16 protein-coding genes and 2 tRNA genes are annotated in these 17,016 nt (G+C 54.2%); 11 read left to right on the forward strand and 7 right to left on the reverse strand.

Annotation, left to right across the window (positions count from 1 at the left end; all coding sequences use genetic code 11):
• Positions 1 to 52: 52 nt before the first annotated feature.
• Positions 53 to 727, forward strand: coding sequence for a fumarylacetoacetate hydrolase family protein (locus Q1L85_RS15645; protein WP_300427098.1), 675 nt, complete (start codon positions 53 to 55; stop codon positions 725 to 727).
• Positions 724 to 1,944: a gephyrin-like molybdotransferase Glp gene (glp, locus tag Q1L85_RS15650; RefSeq protein ID WP_300427097.1), complete on the forward strand. Its 1,221-nt coding sequence runs from the start codon at positions 724 to 726 to the stop codon at positions 1,942 to 1,944. The genes Q1L85_RS15645 and glp overlap by 4 nt, the downstream gene beginning before the upstream one ends.
• Before the next feature lie 42 nt (positions 1,945 to 1,986).
• Here glp and fdxA read toward each other — a convergent pair whose 3' ends face one another.
• Entirely contained in the window at positions 1,987 to 2,310 is a 324-nt protein-coding gene (fdxA, locus tag Q1L85_RS15655; protein WP_300427095.1) for a ferredoxin FdxA, read from the reverse strand.
• Positions 2,311 to 2,481: 171 nt separating this feature from the next.
• Positions 2,482 to 5,049, reverse strand: a complete 2,568-nt coding sequence (gene mutS / locus Q1L85_RS15660) for a DNA mismatch repair protein MutS (protein ID WP_300427093.1) — start codon at positions 5,047 to 5,049, stop codon at positions 2,482 to 2,484.
• 68 nt (positions 5,050 to 5,117) lie between these two features.
• On the opposite strand from mutS, the gene Q1L85_RS15665 reads away from it, so the two are divergent.
• The 4 genes from Q1L85_RS15665 (at position 5,118) to Q1L85_RS15680 (ending at position 8,370) form a co-directional block, all read left to right on the forward strand.
• Positions 5,118 to 5,597, forward strand: a complete 480-nt coding sequence (locus Q1L85_RS15665; protein WP_300427092.1) for a CinA family protein — start codon at positions 5,118 to 5,120, stop codon at positions 5,595 to 5,597.
• Positions 5,598 to 5,681: 84 nt separating this feature from the next.
• The gene (recA, locus tag Q1L85_RS15670; RefSeq protein WP_300427091.1) at positions 5,682 to 6,719 is read left to right on the forward strand and encodes a recombinase RecA; all 1,038 of its coding nucleotides are present in this window, start codon (positions 5,682 to 5,684) and stop codon (positions 6,717 to 6,719) included.
• A complete protein-coding gene (locus Q1L85_RS15675) occupies positions 6,700 to 7,179 on the forward strand; it encodes a regulatory protein RecX (protein ID WP_300427090.1) in 480 nt (159 codons plus the stop codon). The genes recA and Q1L85_RS15675 overlap by 20 nt, the downstream gene beginning before the upstream one ends.
• Before the next feature lie 153 nt (positions 7,180 to 7,332).
• Entirely contained in the window at positions 7,333 to 8,370 is a 1,038-nt protein-coding gene (locus Q1L85_RS15680) for an AraC family transcriptional regulator (RefSeq protein WP_300427088.1), read from the forward strand.
• Here Q1L85_RS15680 and Q1L85_RS15685 read toward each other — a convergent pair.
• From Q1L85_RS15685 to Q1L85_RS15705, 5 genes are all read right to left on the reverse strand, one after another.
• Entirely contained in the window at positions 8,342 to 9,625 is a 1,284-nt protein-coding gene (locus tag Q1L85_RS15685; protein WP_300427087.1) for an NAD(P)/FAD-dependent oxidoreductase, read from the reverse strand. The genes Q1L85_RS15680 and Q1L85_RS15685 overlap by 29 nt on opposite strands.
• A gap of 113 nt (positions 9,626 to 9,738) precedes the next feature.
• Positions 9,739 to 10,608, reverse strand: a complete 870-nt coding sequence (locus Q1L85_RS15690) for an alpha/beta hydrolase (protein WP_300427086.1) — start codon at positions 10,606 to 10,608, stop codon at positions 9,739 to 9,741.
• A 13-nt stretch (positions 10,609 to 10,621) separates the two neighbouring features.
• Positions 10,622 to 10,858, reverse strand: coding sequence for a hypothetical protein (locus Q1L85_RS15695; protein ID WP_300427085.1), 237 nt, complete (start codon positions 10,856 to 10,858; stop codon positions 10,622 to 10,624).
• A 2-nt stretch (positions 10,859 to 10,860) separates the two neighbouring features.
• On the reverse strand, positions 10,861 to 11,832 hold the full coding sequence (locus Q1L85_RS15700) for a hypothetical protein (protein WP_300427083.1): 972 nt from the start codon (positions 11,830 to 11,832) through the stop codon (positions 10,861 to 10,863).
• An 86-nt stretch (positions 11,833 to 11,918) separates the two neighbouring features.
• Positions 11,919 to 12,119, reverse strand: a complete 201-nt coding sequence (locus Q1L85_RS15705) for a DUF2892 domain-containing protein (protein WP_300427082.1) — start codon at positions 12,117 to 12,119, stop codon at positions 11,919 to 11,921.
• 152 nt (positions 12,120 to 12,271) lie between these two features.
• On the opposite strand from Q1L85_RS15705, the gene alaS reads away from it, so the two are divergent.
• The 5 genes from alaS (at position 12,272) to Q1L85_RS15730 (ending at position 17,014) form a co-directional block, all read left to right on the forward strand.
• Positions 12,272 to 14,899, forward strand: a complete 2,628-nt coding sequence (alaS, locus tag Q1L85_RS15710) for an alanine--tRNA ligase (protein ID WP_300427081.1) — start codon at positions 12,272 to 12,274, stop codon at positions 14,897 to 14,899.
• A 182-nt stretch (positions 14,900 to 15,081) separates the two neighbouring features.
• Positions 15,082 to 16,317: an aspartate kinase gene (locus Q1L85_RS15715; protein ID WP_300427080.1), complete on the forward strand. Its 1,236-nt coding sequence runs from the start codon at positions 15,082 to 15,084 to the stop codon at positions 16,315 to 16,317.
• Between the two features lie 186 nt (positions 16,318 to 16,503).
• Positions 16,504 to 16,698, forward strand: a complete 195-nt coding sequence (csrA, locus tag Q1L85_RS15720) for a carbon storage regulator CsrA (protein WP_300427079.1) — start codon at positions 16,504 to 16,506, stop codon at positions 16,696 to 16,698.
• A gap of 67 nt (positions 16,699 to 16,765) precedes the next feature.
• Positions 16,766 to 16,855 (forward strand) — tRNA-Ser (locus Q1L85_RS15725).
• 82 nt (positions 16,856 to 16,937) lie between these two features.
• A tRNA-Arg gene (locus Q1L85_RS15730) sits at positions 16,938 to 17,014 on the forward strand.
• Positions 17,015 to 17,016: the final 2 nt, after the last annotated feature.

The following is a 17,016-nucleotide window of genomic DNA, read 5'->3' on the forward strand; positions in this document are numbered from 1 at the left end:
GAGGGATAGCAGGGTCTGATATAGTCAGGCCTTTTCCGGTGGTTATCCCGATATGTACATCCCCTCTGTTGAAGGCACCCCAGCCGACCGCCCGGTCGGGAAAATCGTCTGCGTCGGACGTAACTACGCAGCTCACGCTGCGGAATTGAATAATCCTGTTCCTGAACAGCCCGTTCTGTTTATCAAGCCTGCTGATGCAGCCTGTGCTCTGGCCAATGAATTTACCGTGCCCGTCAGTCAGGGAGCGGTACATCATGAACTGGAGATCGCGATCCTCATTGGTGAGCGTCTGCGTGATGCGGATGAGAACGAGGTTGCTGCTGGAATTTCGGCCATAGGTCTCGGCCTTGATCTGACGTTGCGTGATGTTCAGTCAGGCCTGAAAGAAAAAGGGCTGCCCTGGGAATTAGCGAAGGCCTTCGATGGCGCCTGTCCGTTGTCCGGGTTTGTCAGCGCAGAGCGGGTCAGCGACTGGACAAACCTGAGTTTCCGCCTGGAACGGAACGGCGTTCTTCAGCAGGAAGGCAACAGCCGCGACATGCTGAATCCGGTATTGCCTCTGATCGCGCATATGTCCCGACATTTTACGCTGAATCCTGGCGATGTCGTGATGACAGGCACTCCAGCGGGTGTCGGCCCATTGCAGGCTGGTGACCAACTCAGCCTCCGCCTTGAAGACTGGCTACAGGTGACAACACAGGTGTCCGCCAGAGAGGCTGCAGAATGACTCACTGCGATGCGCCCGGGTTGACCCCGGTAACCGAGGCTCTGGAACACATTCTCAGCAGTGTTCAGCCAGTGACTCAGAAAGAATCCATTACTCTGAGGGATGCCTGCGGGCGGATTCTGGCGAACGATGTAATCAGCCCTGTGCAGGTCCCGCCGCAGGATAACTCGGCGATGGACGGCTATGCAGTATGTCCTGCTGATACTGACCGCTACCAGTTGGTGGGTACTGCGCTCGCCGGGCATCCATTTGCTGGTGTGGTGCAGCCCGGTCAGGCCGTTCGGATCATGACCGGGGCACCGCTTCCGGCGGGCGCAACGACGGTCGTAATGCAGGAAAATGCTCAGGTTGAGGGTGACGTGGTGACCTTCGGTACACTGAAAGATGGCGATAATATCCGCCGCGCAGGGGAGGACATTGCCCTCAAGTCTGTCGTACTGACTGCAGGACGCCGCCTGACCCCGTCAGATTGCGGTTTGCTCGCCAGTATCGGCGTATCAGACATTCAGGTACATCGCCCCATCAGAGTTGCTTTATTAACGACGGGTGACGAGCTGGTTGAACCGGGACGTCCTCTGGCAGATGGCGAAATCTACGAAAGTAATTCGTTTGTGTTACTGCCCGTTCTTCAGAAGCTGGGCGCTGAGGTGCGCAACAGCCCCCGGGTTGCTGACGATCTGGAAACGATCAAAGCTGAGTTAAGCAGGGCGGCCAGTTGGGCCGATATCATCATCACCTGTGGTGGTGTTTCTGTGGGCGATGCTGACTACACGAGGCTGGCGGTGGAATCGCTGGGTGATCTCTCCTTGTGGAAACTGGCGATGAAGCCAGGCAAGCCACTGGCATTTGGTCAGGTGGAGGAGAGCCTGTTTCTTGGACTGCCGGGAAATCCTGTGTCGTCTTTGGTGACCCTGCACCAGATAGGGTTACCTGTATTGCGTACCCTGGCCGGAGAGTCTGTCCGCTTACCTCTGCGCATTCCCGCGAAGGCCGCGTCGCTGCTGCGCAAACGTCCGGGACGCACAGACTTCCAGCGAGGTGTTGCCTCACTCAGTGCTGAAGGAGAGCTGGTGGTTGAGTCTGCGGGTCAGCAGGGATCAGGCATCCTGAGTTCGGTCAGTCGCGCGAATTGTTTTATCGTACTTGAGCAGGAGCGCGGGCGCGTAGAAGCGGGCGAGCAGGTCATGATCGAAATGTTCGACCAGTGGTTGCTCTGACGACATAAAAAAACCCGCTGTGAAGCGGGTTTTTTTATGAAATCAGCGTTCGAGATGCTCGATTTTATCAGGGACACCGTCCCACTCTTCGGCATCTGGCAGCGGATCTTTGCGCTCTGTAATGTTCGGCCAGGTTTCCGCCAGTTCAGCATTCAGTTCAATGTACTGTTCCTGACCCGCCGGTACTTCATCTTCTGAGAAAATGGCCTGAGCCGGGCACTCTGGTTCACAGAGGGCACAGTCGATACATTCATCCGGATGAATCACAAGGAAGTTCGGGCCTTCGTAGAAACAGTCTACCGGGCAGACTTCCACACAGTCGGTGTACTTACACTTAACACAGTTATCGGTGACTACGAAGGTCATCGTCTCTCTCCTGGGTATGTCCGTGCGATGCTATTGCCGCCGGATCTTAATCACGGTGGCGCTATTCTAGGTAGCGACTGCAGGTCAGGCAAGGTAAAGCCAGCCTGCAGACCCGGTTTGCAGCCGCAAAATACTGGACAAACTGTTCGGTTTTACCGAATAAGCCCGGGCTTACATCAAAGATTTCAGCGTGTAGAGAAGATCGAGTGCCTGGCGCGGAGTGATATCGTCCGGGCTGATGTCAGCCAATGCCTCTTCCACCGCACTGCTGGTGTCGGCAAACAGATCATTCTGTTGAGGGGCGGGAGCCGAGGTGGTTTTCACCGGCCGCGGAGCCGGGTTGCTGTGCTGTTCCAGCTGTGCCAGCTGAGCTTTTGCCTGAGCGATAACCGAGGGGGGAACGCCCGCCAGTTGCGCGACCTGCAGGCCATAACTCTGGTTTGCAGGGCCTTCTTCGACACTGTGCAGGAAGATAATGCGTTCGTCGTGCTCGGTGGCTTTCAGGTGCACATTTACCGCGTTGTTGTACTGCTCCGGCAGAGCAGTCATTTCGAAATAGTGTGTGGCAAACAGAGTAAAGGCGCCTGTACGTTCTGCCAGATGCGCCGCCGCAGCCCAGGCGAGAGACAGACCATCAAACGTGCTGGTGCCGCGTCCGACCTCGTCCATCAGCACCAGGCTGTCTCGCGTGGCATTGTGCAGGATATTCGCTGTTTCGGTCATTTCCACCATAAAGGTAGAGCGGCCACCAGCCACGTCGTCGGCAGACCCCATGCGGGTGAAAATACGGTCGACGGGTCCCAGTCGACAGATGTCCGCCGGAACATAACTGCCAATATGTGCGAGCAGGGTGATCAGGGCAACCTGACGCATGTAGGTCGATTTACCGCCCATGTTCGGACCTGTGATGATCTGCATGCGACGGTCGTTGTCTAACTGGGTGTCATTCGCCACGAAAGGATCTGTGATCAGTGATTCAACCACCGGGTGACGTCCCTGGCGGATATCGAGCACGCTGTCACTGGTTAACTCAGGCGCGCTGAAGCGCAGTGTTTCGGCACGCTCCGCCAGACAGGTCAGAACATCCAGTTCAGACAGAGCCGCAGCGGCGACCTGCAGCGGAATCAGATCCTCTGCGAGGTCAGTCAGTAGTTGCTCATAAAGCATTTTCTCGCGACTGAGGGCGCGGGCTTTGGCGCTCAGGGCTTTGTCTTCGAATTCTTTCAGCTCTGGCGTGATGAAGCGCTCAGCATTTTTCAGCGTCTGCCGGCGGACGTACTCGACGGGCGCCGCATCAGACTGCGCTTTACTTATTTCTATGTAGTAACCATGCACCCGGTTGTATCCAACCTTGAGAGTGCTGATGCCTGTGCGTTCGCGTTCGCGTTCTTCCAGTTTGACCAGATAATCGCCGGCGTTCTCACTGAGCGACCGCAGTTCATCCAGCTCGCCATCGTAGCCTTCAGCAAGCACGCCGCCATCGCGGATCACGACCGGAGGATTCTCAATAATCGCGGCCTGGAGCCGGCTTACCCACTGCGGAAATTCTGGTGCGCGTTCTGCAATACCCGCGGCGAGCGGTGAATCAAGATCCTGTAGTTTTGAACGAATGGCCGGTATCACGCTCAGGGCATCGCGCAGCCGGGCGAGATCACGCGGTCGGGCAGAGCCCAGTGCCACCCGGGACAGAATACGTTCGATGTCTCCCACCTGTTTCAGATCGGCATGGATGTCTTCATGTCCGTACTGCTGCAGGCATTGAGCGATAAAGCCCTGACGTTGCCCCAGAATGCTGTGGTCGCGCAGCGGCCGGTTAAGCCAGCGGCGCAGCAAACGGCTGCCCATTGCGGTTGCGGTTTTATCCAGAACCCAGGCCAGCGTGTATTGAGTATCGCCTTTCTGATTGATGTCGATTTCCAGATTACGGCGACTGGCAGGATCAATAATGATGGCATCGTCGGGCTGCTCGACCGTCAGAGAACGGATATGAGGCAGGCTGTTACGCTGTGTTTCCTGTGCGTAATGCAACAGTGCCCCGGCCGCGCGGATAGCCACCTTCATACCTTCGCACCCAAAGCCACGCAGATCGCGTGTTTTCAACTGAGTGGTCAGCAGGCGCAGTGCAGTGTCCGCTTCGTAATGCCAGGGCGCCTGGCGGGTGACGCCGGCTCGTTCAGCAATGGCGGCAGGGTAGGTAACGTCTTCCGGAAGCAGTAATTCGGCCGGGCGCAGACGTTCGATCTCTGCCAGCAGTGCATCTTCGCCGTCCACTTCGAGCACGCTGAAACGTCCGGATGAAATCTCCAGGAAAGCAATGCCGTGGCGTTGTTGCTGGCTGCAGAGAGACACCAGAAGGTTATCCTGATGTTCATCCAGAAGTGCTTCGTCTGTCAGTGTGCCCGGCGTAAGAATACGTACAACTTTGCGCTCCACCGGCCCTTTGGTGGTTGCCGGGTCTCCGACCTGCTCGGCGATGGCGACGGATACACCATGACGTACGAGCTTGGCGATATAGTTTTCAGCAGCATGGAACGGCACGCCTGCCATCGGGATCGGCTGACCACCGCTTTGCCCGCGGGCGGTGAGTGTAATGTCGAGCAGCTGAGCTGCGCGCTTGGCATCGTCATAAAACAGTTCATAAAAATCGCCCATGCGGTAGAACAGCATGGTTTCGGGAAACTCCGATTTGATTTTGAAGTACTGCTGCATCATCGGGGTGTGGGCAGATGCCTGACTCATGTCGTGCGTGTCCTTTGGGCTTTTGTTACTCTGCGGCGGATTGTACGGGAAAGGCTGAGGATTCCGAAATGTCGCACAATTCTGATGCTCTGTGTCATGCTCTCGCTGAACAGCTGCGTGCTCGTGGATGGCGCTTGGTCACCGCAGAATCCTGCACAGGCGGTGGTATTGCAGCGGCCTGTACAGACCTGCCGGGTAGCAGTGAGTGGTTTGAGTGTGGGTTTGTGACCTACTCCAATAAGGCAAAGGTCCGTGATCTTGCTGTTCCGCAGGACGTGCTGGACCATCATGGTGCCGTCAGTGAAGAAACCGTCAGGGCGATGGTGGCCGGGGCGCTGCGGTATGGTGACCTTGCCGTGGCTGTCAGCGGTATTGCCGGGCCTGGTGGTGCTGTGCCGGGGAAACCGGTCGGTACTGTGTGGATCGCCTGGGGCAGTGCAGAGGGCACAGAGGCGCAATGTTATTGCTTTGATGGTGACCGTAGTAATGTTCGCCACATGACAATCGGGACAGCGCTGAAAAACCTGTATGAATATCTGGATAAATAACCAGTAGTGCGTTGACATTAAAAAAAATCGTGGTTAAATACTGGTTAAATTTACAGGCCCATGTGACCAGCAAAGGATCAGACAATGGACGCGAACAAACAGAAAGCCCTTGAAGCCGCTCTTGGCCAGATCGAACGACAGTTCGGTAAAGGCGCCATCATGAAAATGGGTGAACAGCCCCGTGAAGCTATTCCGGCCGTGTCTACCGGTTCTCTGTCTCTGGATATTGCACTGGGTATAGGCGGTCTGCCAATGGGCCGTATTGTTGAAATCTACGGCCCTGAAAGCTCCGGTAAAACCACCATGTGTCTGTCTGTGATGGCTCAGGCCCAGAAAATGGGTAAGACCGTTGCGATCATTGATGCCGAGCATGCACTTGATCCGCTGTACGCCGAGAAACTGGGTGTTGATCTGGATGGTCTGCTGGTGTCTCAGCCGGATACAGGTGAACAGGCGCTGGAGATCTGTGACAGTCTGGTCCGTTCAGGTGCCGTGGATGTGATTGTTGTCGACTCGGTTGCGGCACTGACTCCGAAAGCCGAAATTGAAGGCGAAATGGGCGACAGCCACGTGGGTTTGCAGGCGCGTCTGATGTCACAGGCTCTGCGTAAGATTACCGGTAACGTTAAACACGCGAACTGTCTGGTGATCTTCATTAACCAGATTCGTATGAAGATTGGCGTGATGTTCGGTAGCCCGGAAACGACAACCGGTGGTAACGCACTGAAGTTCTACTCGTCTGTGCGTCTTGATATCCGTCGCACAGGTTCTGTGAAGCAGGGTGATGAGGTGATCGGTAACGAGACCCGGGTGAAGGTGGTTAAGAACAAGGTGTCTCCACCGTTCAAACAGGCTGAATTCCAGATCATGTATGGCGCTGGTATTTATCACATGGGCGAAGTAATCGACCTGGGTGTGAAATGCGGACTGGTTGAGAAGTCTGGTGCCTGGTACAGCTATAAAGGCGACAAGATTGGTCAGGGTAAAGCGAATGCAGCTAACTACCTGTCAGAGCACCCTGAAATGGCAAATGAGATCGAAACTGAGATCCGTGCTCAGCTGCTGAATGTTCCCCGTACCGGTGAAGTCGCAAACGAAGCCGATGAAGAAGTCGAAGCCTGAGCCACTTGATCGCTCTGCTCTGAAACACGCGGCGGTTGATCTGCTCAGCCGCCGTGATTATTCGCGCCAGGAACTGTGGCGTAAACTTTCCCCTAAAGCCGCTTCTGCGGACGATCTGGACAATGTTCTGAACGAGCTTTCAGATAACTCCTGGCAATCAGATGAGCGCTTTGGCGTCATGTATTTACGCAGCCGGACTTCCCGTGGTCTGGGACCGGTACGCCTGCGTCAGGAATTGCGGATGAAAGGTCTGGATGATGATCTGACCCGCGACCTGATGGAGCAGCAGAGCCAGGACTGGCAAGGCCTCGCAACCGAGGTGGCCCAAAAGAAATGGTCGGCCCTGAAGGCGGATGACCCTCGCCGTTTTGAAAAGCTTTATCGTTTTCTCGCTTATCGGGGCTTTCCCTCGGATGTCATCCGATCTGTGATGGAACAATTCGGGACAAGCAATCGCTGACCCTACATTTTATCGGCCTATTTTAGTGCCTAATGTTACAGTGTCGCCTCAGTCTATTGACTAACTGCAGCCACCTCCCGATTATCGCGTGTAAGACAAAGAACAATTGTTAACTGTCTTAGTTTGACGACGGAATTTTCATTGGGGAGGGATATGGCTCCGACTGCTCAGGTCGATATTGTATTGGTACAGCACCTGCTCAACTATTGGGCAGATCGTGGAATCAATATGGATCAGGTCTGGCCGGTGCTGGGAATCGATCCCCAATCACCGCTACCACGCTGGGTTGATACTGACCGCGTTGCTGACGCATACGACTATGCGGCCAGGGTTCTTGACGACCCGCATTATCCATTTGATATCGGTATGTACATTGCGCGCCGCGATATGCCATTGCAGCGGATGCTTCGCTACGCCGGTAACCTGCGCAAAGGCATCGAGGCCTTACTGCCTTTCGTTTATCTGACGACTGGTAGTCTCAAGTACGGCCTTCAGGATTCTGCTGATGGTGCTGTGCTTGTGACGGTGGAACGCCATCCCGAACGTAAGGTATCGCCGCTTCAGTTATGCGCCGCTGTTACTATTCTGGCATGTGTCTGTCGGGACGTTCTGGGGCGCGGATATACCGGATCTGATCTTATTATCCGTGCACCTGAAGATCTGGTGCGCAACGAACAGTCTCTGTCGTCCCACGTCGGCATTCAGGTTCAAGCGGCCAGCGGATTTATGGTCGAAATCAGTCGCGATGCATGGACCAGGGCAGGATGTGATCCGCAACCGGTGCTGTTTCGTGGTGTACTGCGCGAGCTGGTTCGCCAGGATGAGCGTTTCCGTGAACATGTGGCGCTCTACAACGAACTGAAAGACATTCTGCAGATGTGCCTGATGCGACGTAACGTATCGCAGGAAGGGGTGGCCGATCAGTTGGGGATCAGTGTCCGCAATCTGCAGCGGCGGTTAAGGGCACTGGGGACGACCTACCAGAACCTTCTGGATGAGGCACGCCAGGGGCTGGCCATGAAGCTTATCTGTGAGGGAGACATGCCTCTGTATGAAGTGGCATACATGGTGGGCTATACCGAGCCCAGCGCCTTCTATAAAGCGTTCCGGCGCTGGACAGGCTCAACGCCTGGCGAATACCGCCAGACGTATTTCACAACCCTCAGTGCAATTTCAGGCGCGGACGAATAACTTTATTGATGTGCCCCACCAGGGAGAGGAGCAGGGTACGCCAGTAGCCGTGCAATGCCACCTGGTGCAGTCGGTAAAGTGACACGTAAACCAGCCGCGCCAGGCGCCCTTCAATCATCAGTGAACCGCGCGTCAGATTTCCCATCAGACTACCCACGGTCGAGTAGCGGCTCAGAGATACCAGAGATCCTTTGTCGCGATAGACGAACTCGGGCATTGGCTTACCCTGATGGTGCGCGTACAGGGCTTTGATCAGGTGACTGGCCTGTTGATGCGCCGCCTGAGCTCTGGGGGGAACAGGCTTTCCATCCGTGTGCAGAACGCTGCAGCAATCGCCCAGCGCGAAAATATTGTCATCACTGGTCTGCAAGGAAGCGTTCACAACGAGCTGGTTGGCTCTGTTGGTTTCCAGACCGAGGGTGGCCATAAATTCAGGAGCTTTTACTCCGGCGGCCCAGACCCGGAGGACGGCAGGGATAAGGTTGCCTTCTTTGGTCATGAAACCCTGATCAGTGACCTCTGTAATCATGGTGCTGGTTTCGACGTCGACGCCAAGCGCTTCGAGCTCTTTCGTGGCAGCCGAGGACAGTCTTGGGGGCAGCGCTGGCAGGATACGCTCTCCTGCTTCAATCAGGCTGACTTTCAGCTGATCCGGGGAAACATTACGCAGGCCGTACGAGGCCATCACTTCTGCTGTGTTGTACAGCTCGGCTGAAAGTTCGACTCCGGTTGCCCCGGCCCCTACGATAGCAATGCGTAATGGTTCTGGATTTTCGCGGTTGCTGCAGCGCAGAAATTCATTCAGTAGCACCCGATGGAAGCGCTCTGCCTGTCTCCGGCTGTCGAGGAATATGCAGTGCTCTGCGGCGCCTTTGGTGCCGAAGTCATTGGTGACACTGCCAATTGCCAGAACCAGAGTGTCATAATTCACTGTGCGTTCGGGAAGAACGATTTCTTTCTGATCGTCCAACATAGGTTCGAGAACGACGGCCTTATTGTCGCGGTCAAGCCCACTCATCCGCCCGATCTGAAACGAAAATCCGTGTTGTTTTCCGTGGGCCCGGTAATTCAGTTCGTCAATTCCGGAATCCAGTGCGCCGGTGGCAACTTCGTGAAGCAGGGGCTTCCACAAGTGTGTGGGGTTGGCGTCGATCAGAATAATTTCCGCTTTCTTGCGACGGCCAAGCTTTCGTCCGAGTTGCGTGGCCAGTTCTAACCCACCTGCGCCACCGCCAACAATGACGATCTTCTGCATGATGAACTCCCATTAAGGTAAAAATCTGGCGGCATTATACGGATAAAAACCATAAAAGTCGGGAGGTTTCTGGCGAATAATCACCCCCGACTTTTACGGTCTGTGCAAACAGGTCAGTGTTTGCTGGCAGGATGGTTTCTGATGTGTTCCAGAATACGCAGACTGACCTCTTCTGGCTTGTCGTGCGCCAGCCAGTGCGTGGCGTCCGGGTAGGTGATCAGCTCACCTTCAGTCAGCATAGAAACACTGTTGTGCGCCATATCGACAGTCAGTGCGAGATCATTTTCACCCCAGAGAATCCGGGTTGGTGTATGCACTGTGTTGCCGTGAGGAGGAACAGGCTGGCTGCGCATTGCAGAGCGATAATAGTTAATCTGAGCACGCATTGTGCCTGGAATTTTCCAGTGATCGACTAATGTCTGAATATCTTCTGTAGTATAGCTGCCCTGATTAGAGGTCCGCTTGAGTACATTGCGGAAGATAAAATAATTACCGAAGGGAACCGTAAGCTCAGGTAAATAAGGCAGCTGAAAATAGAACACATACCAGCTCTTCAGAATCTGCAGCGGCTTACGTTTTAGCGTATTCAGAAAGACAGTCGGGTGTGGGACATTCAGGATAGTCAGGCTGGCGAGCTGTTCCGGTTTATTCAGGGCAAACCACCAGGCGACCATTGCTCCCCAGTCATGGCCGACCAGATGAATTTTCTCAACGCCGGCGTACCGTCGGATGGCATCAACATCCTTAATCAGTTCATCCACATGATAGTCTGCAACGTCAGAGGGTTTTGATGACTGACCATAGCCCCGCATATTGGGAGCGAATACCCGGTACCCTGCTTCAGCCAGAGCTGGGATCTGTGCTTTCCAGGTATTCCAGCATTCGGGAAAACCATGCAGCAGCACAACGACTTCACCGTCGTCGGGGCCGGCACACCGGGTTTCCAGACCAATGGGTCCGTTGTAGATGTAATTCGTATTCATAGGTCCTCTGTGGTTATTGGTTGTGGGAGGACGGGGTGAGATCAGCGAGTCCCAGCAGTTGCAACGCGCCAGCTACCAGAATCAGGCCGCATACCAACTGAATAATATGGCGCATGATGGCAGGGCGTTTGCGATAACTGACATGGTGGCGGATAAACTTGGGGTGTCCGAAAGGCCCGATGCCCAGATTGAGCATGGTGAGCGCCATTGCCGGAAGCATAGCCAGCAGTATCAGGCCTGTCAGATCCATGGTTATTTCCTTTTGTCTGTTTTCTCCGACAGCTGGCGGCAATGAAGCTGGTTAAGCGCTTCTTCAGCCGTGTGTACTGTCAGCGTTGCGCACTGTGAGGTGAGCTCGCGTATTTTTTTACGGTAGTCGTCCGCATCCAGCCGACTCAGTGCCACAGCATACTCGTAGTAGATCGCGGGGACCCGGTGCTCCAGCGCCATTGCTTTTTCAAAGGCCTCTTTGCTGCTGCTCTCTGTTGCACCGTAGGTGATGCTGCCCAGGAAGGAGCCTACGCGCTCGACGATGCCGGCTTCAAGTCCGCCCTGAGTCGCAGGATAAATAGCCTGTTCCGGATTCCGTTCACGGAGTTCTTTCAGTGTTTCCTGAGAATAGGGGATGTATCCAGAGGAGCGGGCTTCGCCGGTCGACATCAGTTCAAGCGTTCTGACGCGGGCATAAACGAGGCCGAACAGTGCAAAATCATAGCCGGCTGCTAATGTCAGTCCGACATTAGACTGCTCGGCGGCACTGTTAAATTCTTCCAGCTTTTCGTCTTTATCTTTTACCAGCAACGTCGCATGAATAAGACGGGAGTAGACGGCAGGAATCTGCCCGAAAGGCCCCAGTGTCATACCGAGTTCGTAGGCTTCTTTAAATCTACCGGCAAAATGCAGACGCCACACCTGCTGAAGCTGGGCAGCCAGAGGTTCGTAGTCTGTCTTGTGAATTGCCGCGGCAACGGCTGGGTGAACATCGTCACCTGAGGCGGCTTCCAGAACGGCGATGGCCAGTCTGGGATACTGCTCCATCATAGATCTGAGCCAGTTAGCGTCGGGGTAGTCTACCTGGGTAATGGCAGTCAGATCGGCCCAGTGCTCTTTCAGCGCACTGCCTTCATAATTAAAAGCAGGCAGGTCGTCGGGGTAGTCTTCCCAATCTGTAGCTGCAGCAGGCAGGGAGAATAAGAGTGAACAACTCAGCAGCCAGCGAAGCATGGCATGTCCTTATTTCAAAAAAGAGCAGTATAAACATGCTGGCCGCTTAAGTGCTTTTCTTTTTTTTGAATGCCCGATACGTATTTTCAGAAAGCGCCACCGGGGCGTATACCTGCTGCTTTCAGTATTTTCGCCAGAGGGCAGAAACCGGTGAAGGCAGCCTGAAGCATATTTGCTCCGACAAAAGCGGTAAACCAAAGCCAGTGGACGGAGTGCAGCTGTGACAGCCCCAGACTGATCAGAATAAAGCAGCCCGCGATAGCAAAGACGAGACGATCGATATTCATGTGATACCTCCGGGTATCCTTAAATAACTATATGGTTATACTAGTCATATCGATCGTGCCCGTCAACTGTTCTCCGTCTGTGACTTGAGCACACAAACCGCTATACTGCCGACCTTATTGTCTCTGAATCCCGTTTGGAATTAAGCAGCCGTATGAAAAGCTCAGAAATCCGTCAGGCGTTTCTCGATTTCTTCGCCTCTAAAGGTCACGAAGTCGTCGCATCCAGTCCACTTGTTCCGGGCAATGACCCGACCCTGCTGTTTACTAACGCAGGTATGGTTCAGTTTAAGGACTGTTTCCTCGGTAAAGATCAGCGCAGTTACACCCGGGCGGTGTCATCGCAGCGCTGTGTGCGGGCGGGTGGTAAGCATAATGACCTCGAGAACGTAGGTTATACGGCGCGCCATCACACGTTTTTTGAGATGCTGGGTAACTTCAGCTTCGGCGATTACTTCAAAGAAGATGCCATCAAGTTCGCTTGGGAGTTCCTGACGTCTGAGGAGTGGCTCAATCTCCCGGTCGAGAAACTGATGGTGACGGTCTACGCCGAAGATGACGAAGCTTTCGATATCTGGAATAAACAGGTGGGTGTGCCAGCGGACAAAATCGTTCGTATCGGCGACAACAAGGGCGCGCGCTACGCGTCGGATAACTTCTGGGCGATGGGAGATACGGGCCCCTGCGGACCGTGTTCTGAAATCTTCTTCGATCACGGCGAGCATATCTGGGGTGGACCACCGGGATCACCGGAAGAAGACGGCGACCGCTTTATTGAAATCTGGAACAACGTTTTCATGCAGTTTGAGCGCAAAGAAAACGGTGACATGATTCCGCTGCCTAAGCCTTCCGTTGATACCGGCATGGGCCTTGAGCGTATCTCTGCCATCATGCAGGGCGTTCACAGCAATTACGAAATTGATATTTTCCAGGCGCTGCTGAAAGCGGCGGGCGAACTGACAGGCTGTAAAGATACCGAGAATAAATCTCTGCGTGTTATTGCGGACCACATCCGTTCAACCAGCTTTTTGATTGTCGATGGCGTACTGCCATCGAACGAAGGTCGTGGTTATGTACTGCGCCGTATTATTCGTCGAGCGGTCCGTCATGGTCACATGCTGGGTGCTCCGGCTGGCTTCTTTAATAAGCTTGTTCCTGCCCTGTGTGAGCAGATGGGCGAAGCCTACCCAGAACTGGTGAACCTGTCTGAGCATGTTCAGAAAGTACTGCGCTTAGAAGAAGAGCAGTTTGCTAAGACACTCGACAAAGGCATGGCCATTCTTAACGACGCCATCGCAGATCTGCAAGGCGATACGATTCCGGGCGAAACTGCGTTCAAACTTTATGACACCTACGGCTTCCCGCTAGATCTGACGGCTGACGTGGCCCGTGAACGTGATCTCAAGGTCGACGAAGACGGCTTTAACGTTGCCATGGAAAAGCAGCGTGAGACGGCCCGTGCTGCCGGTAACTTTGCCGCTGACTACGGCAAGGGGCTGGAAATCGCTGGTGACACCGCCTTCCTCGGTTATGACAACCTTGAAAACACTGGCAAGGTGAAAGCTCTGTTTGTGAATGGCGAAGCGGCAGACAGTATCAACGCTGGCGATGAAGCGATTCTGGTACTCGATGAAACCGCTTTCTATGCAGAAAGTGGTGGCCAGGCCGGTGATACCGGTTTCCTGAAGGCGGCTGGCGTGGTCTTCCAGGTGAAAGACACCACCAAAGAAGGCAAGAACCACCTGCACCGCGGTGTACTGGTTGAAGGTTCTGTGAAGGTTGGCGACCAGCTGACCGCGACGGTTGATGCTGAAAAACGTGCGTCTACTGCGATTCATCACTCAGCAACGCACCTGCTGCACGCAGCACTGCGTACCGTTCTGGGTGAACACGTGGCGCAGAAGGGCTCGTTGGTGACCTACGACAAACTGCGTTTCGACTTCTCTCACCTTGAAGGTGTAAAAGCCGAAGAGATCGCTCAGATCGAAAACATGGTGAACGCCCAGATCCGTGCCAATACCGAAGTATCGACCCGTCTGATGAACATTGAAGATGCAAAAGCCTCTGGTGCGATGGCGCTGTTCGGTGAAAAGTACGATGACGAAGTGCGTGTACTGTCGATGGGTGTTGATAACTTCTCTGTTGAGCTTTGCGGTGGTACTCACGCCAAGCGTACCGGTGATATCGGTCTGCTGAAGATCAGCTCTGAAAGCGGTATTGCCGCGGGCATCCGTCGTATCGAAGCGGTCGTTGGTCAGGCTGCTCTCGATTTTATTGCTCATGAGGAAGCGACACTGGGTGGAATTGCCCGTGCGCTGAAAGGATCGACAGACAACGTCGGCGAGAAAGTTGAGCAGATGATTGCCCGCAGCCGTCAGCTGGAGAAAGAACTGGAAGCACTGAAGTCAAAGCTGGCCTCAAGTGCGGGTTCTGATCTGGCAGGACAGGCAAAAGACATCAATGGTGTGAAAGTTCTGGCGGCGAAGCTGGACGGTGCTGATGTACCTGCGCTGCGTAACACCATGGATCAGCTGAAGAATAAGCTGGGGTCTGCGGTCATCATGCTGGCTTCTGATAATGACGGCAAAGTCACTCTGCTGGCAGGTGTCACCAAAGACCTGATCGGCAAGGCAAAAGCGGGCGATGCCGTTAAAGAGTGTGCTTCGTACGTTGATGGTCGTGGCGGCGGTAAGCCTGAGATGGCTCAGGCCGGTGGCCAGAAGCCAGAAGGGATTCCCGACGCGCTCGCCGCGTTTGAGAAGTGGGCTGAAGCCTCACTCTGACCCGAAAAACCCGCCAGCTGGCGGGTTTTTTCATTCTGAGGGAACAGACAGTTACGCTGGCCTGAATTAATGCATGAATATCTGCCAGAGCCGCTCAGTCTGTGGCTCAGAGAGCTTTTATCGGATTCTCATTTGTTGTTTAATTAGCGACCTTTTTCAGACACTCTCGCAGTAGTTACACCATGGCGTTATACGTACAGAAATACGGCGGCACCTCCGTCGGCACCATTGAACGCATTGAAGCCGTCGCTGATAAGCTGAAGACTTTTCATGAGCAGGGTCATCAGCTGGTGGTCGCTGTGTCGGCAATGAGCGGTGAAACCAATCGCCTGATCTCGCTGGCCAAAGGCATTTCCGATTCGCCTTCCCCGCGTGAGATGGACGTTCTCGTGTCTACGGGTGAGCAGGTGACGATTGCACTGCTGGCTATGGCGCTGGACAAGCGCGGTATTCACGCCCGTTCCTTCACTGGTTGGCAGGTCGGTATCAAAACAGACAACGCCTTTATGAAAGCGCGTATCGAAGATATCGAAACCAGCAAAATGCGCGAAGTACTCGACGCGGGTGGCATCTGTATTGTTGCAGGCTTCCAGGGGATTGATGGTGACAACAACATCACTACGCTGGGCCGTGGCGGTTCTGATACGACGGGCGTGGCTCTGGCAGCGGCGCTGAAAGCGGATGAATGTCAGATTTATACCGATGTGGATGGCGTCTATACCACTGACCCGCGGGTTGTCCCTGCAGCGCGTCGTATGGATAAAGTCACCTTCGAAGAAATGCTGGAGATGGCCAGCCTCGGCTCCAAAGTTCTGCAGATCCGTTCTGTAGAGTTTGCTGGCAAGTACAAAGTCCCACTGCGCGTACTTTCCTCCTTTAAGGAAGGCAACGGCACTCTGATCACTACCGAGGAGACCAGCTCCGTGGAAAATCCAGTTATTTCTGGTATCGCATTTAACCGCGATGAAGCCAAAGTTACCGTCAAAGGTGTGCCTGATGTGCCGGGTGTTGCTTCCCGTATTCTGGTACCTGTCAGTGCGGCTAACATTGAAGTAGATATGATCATCCAGAACGTTTCGGATGACGGTTCTACCGATTTTACCTTCACTGTACATCGTAACGACTACAAGAAGGCCCTCAAGATTCTCAGTGAACTGGCTACCGAACTCAACGCGAAGAGCGTCAGCGGAACCGACGACATCTGTAAGGTGTCTATGGTAGGAGTTGGGATGCGTTCACATGCGGGTGTTGCCAGCAAAATGTTCGAGACCCTGGCGAACGAAAGCGTCAACATCCTCGCAATTACGACGTCAGAGATCAAAATCTCCGTTGTGATTGAAGAGAAGTATCTGGAACTTGCCGTCCGGGCCCTGCATACCGCATTCGGTCTTGACGCTGAAGTCACAGAAGAGCAGTAATACTGCTCCCCCTTGTTTTTAGCGGGTTGCCAATGAATGAATGCCCGCTAATAACAAAAAGTTCTCACTAAGAACCCACCTCAACTTTAATTTTGGCTGAACTGGTCAATACTGGGATAGTGGGACATAAAAGGCTTACAGCCAAACAGCACCCTATAGAGAAACAGGAACGTCAGGAGAACTCCTATGCTTATTTTGACCCGCCGCGTTGGCGAAACACTGATGGTCGGTGACGAAGTCACTGTCACAGTACTGGGCGTTAAAGGAAATCAGGTACGAATCGGTGTAAATGCCCCCAAAGAAGTCGCCGTCCACCGTGAAGAGATCTACCAGCGTATACAGCGTGAAAAGGACGGTGGCGAGCCGAACGGAAACTACTAAGATCTTAATTTTCTTAAATTTTTCCTTTGAAAATCCGCTGAACGTGGTATCATGCGCGCCGTGACATGGAGAGATGGCCGAGTGGCTGAAGGCGCACCCCTGCTAAGGGTGTATAGGTTTACCCCTATCGAGGGTTCGAATCCCTCTCTCTCCGCCACGTTCCCCTCTGTGTTAACAGAGAGCGTATTAAGAGCATTGACTCACAGTTAAATGTCCATATAATACGCGCCCCACGATGCGCGCTCGTAGCTCAGCTGGATAGAGTACCTGGCTACGAACCAGGCGGTCGGAGGTTCGAATCCTCCCGAGCGCGCCATT

The organism is uncultured Thalassolituus sp. (assembly GCF_950066645.1).
GTDB lineage: Bacteria > Pseudomonadota > Gammaproteobacteria > Pseudomonadales > Oceanobacteraceae > Thalassolituus.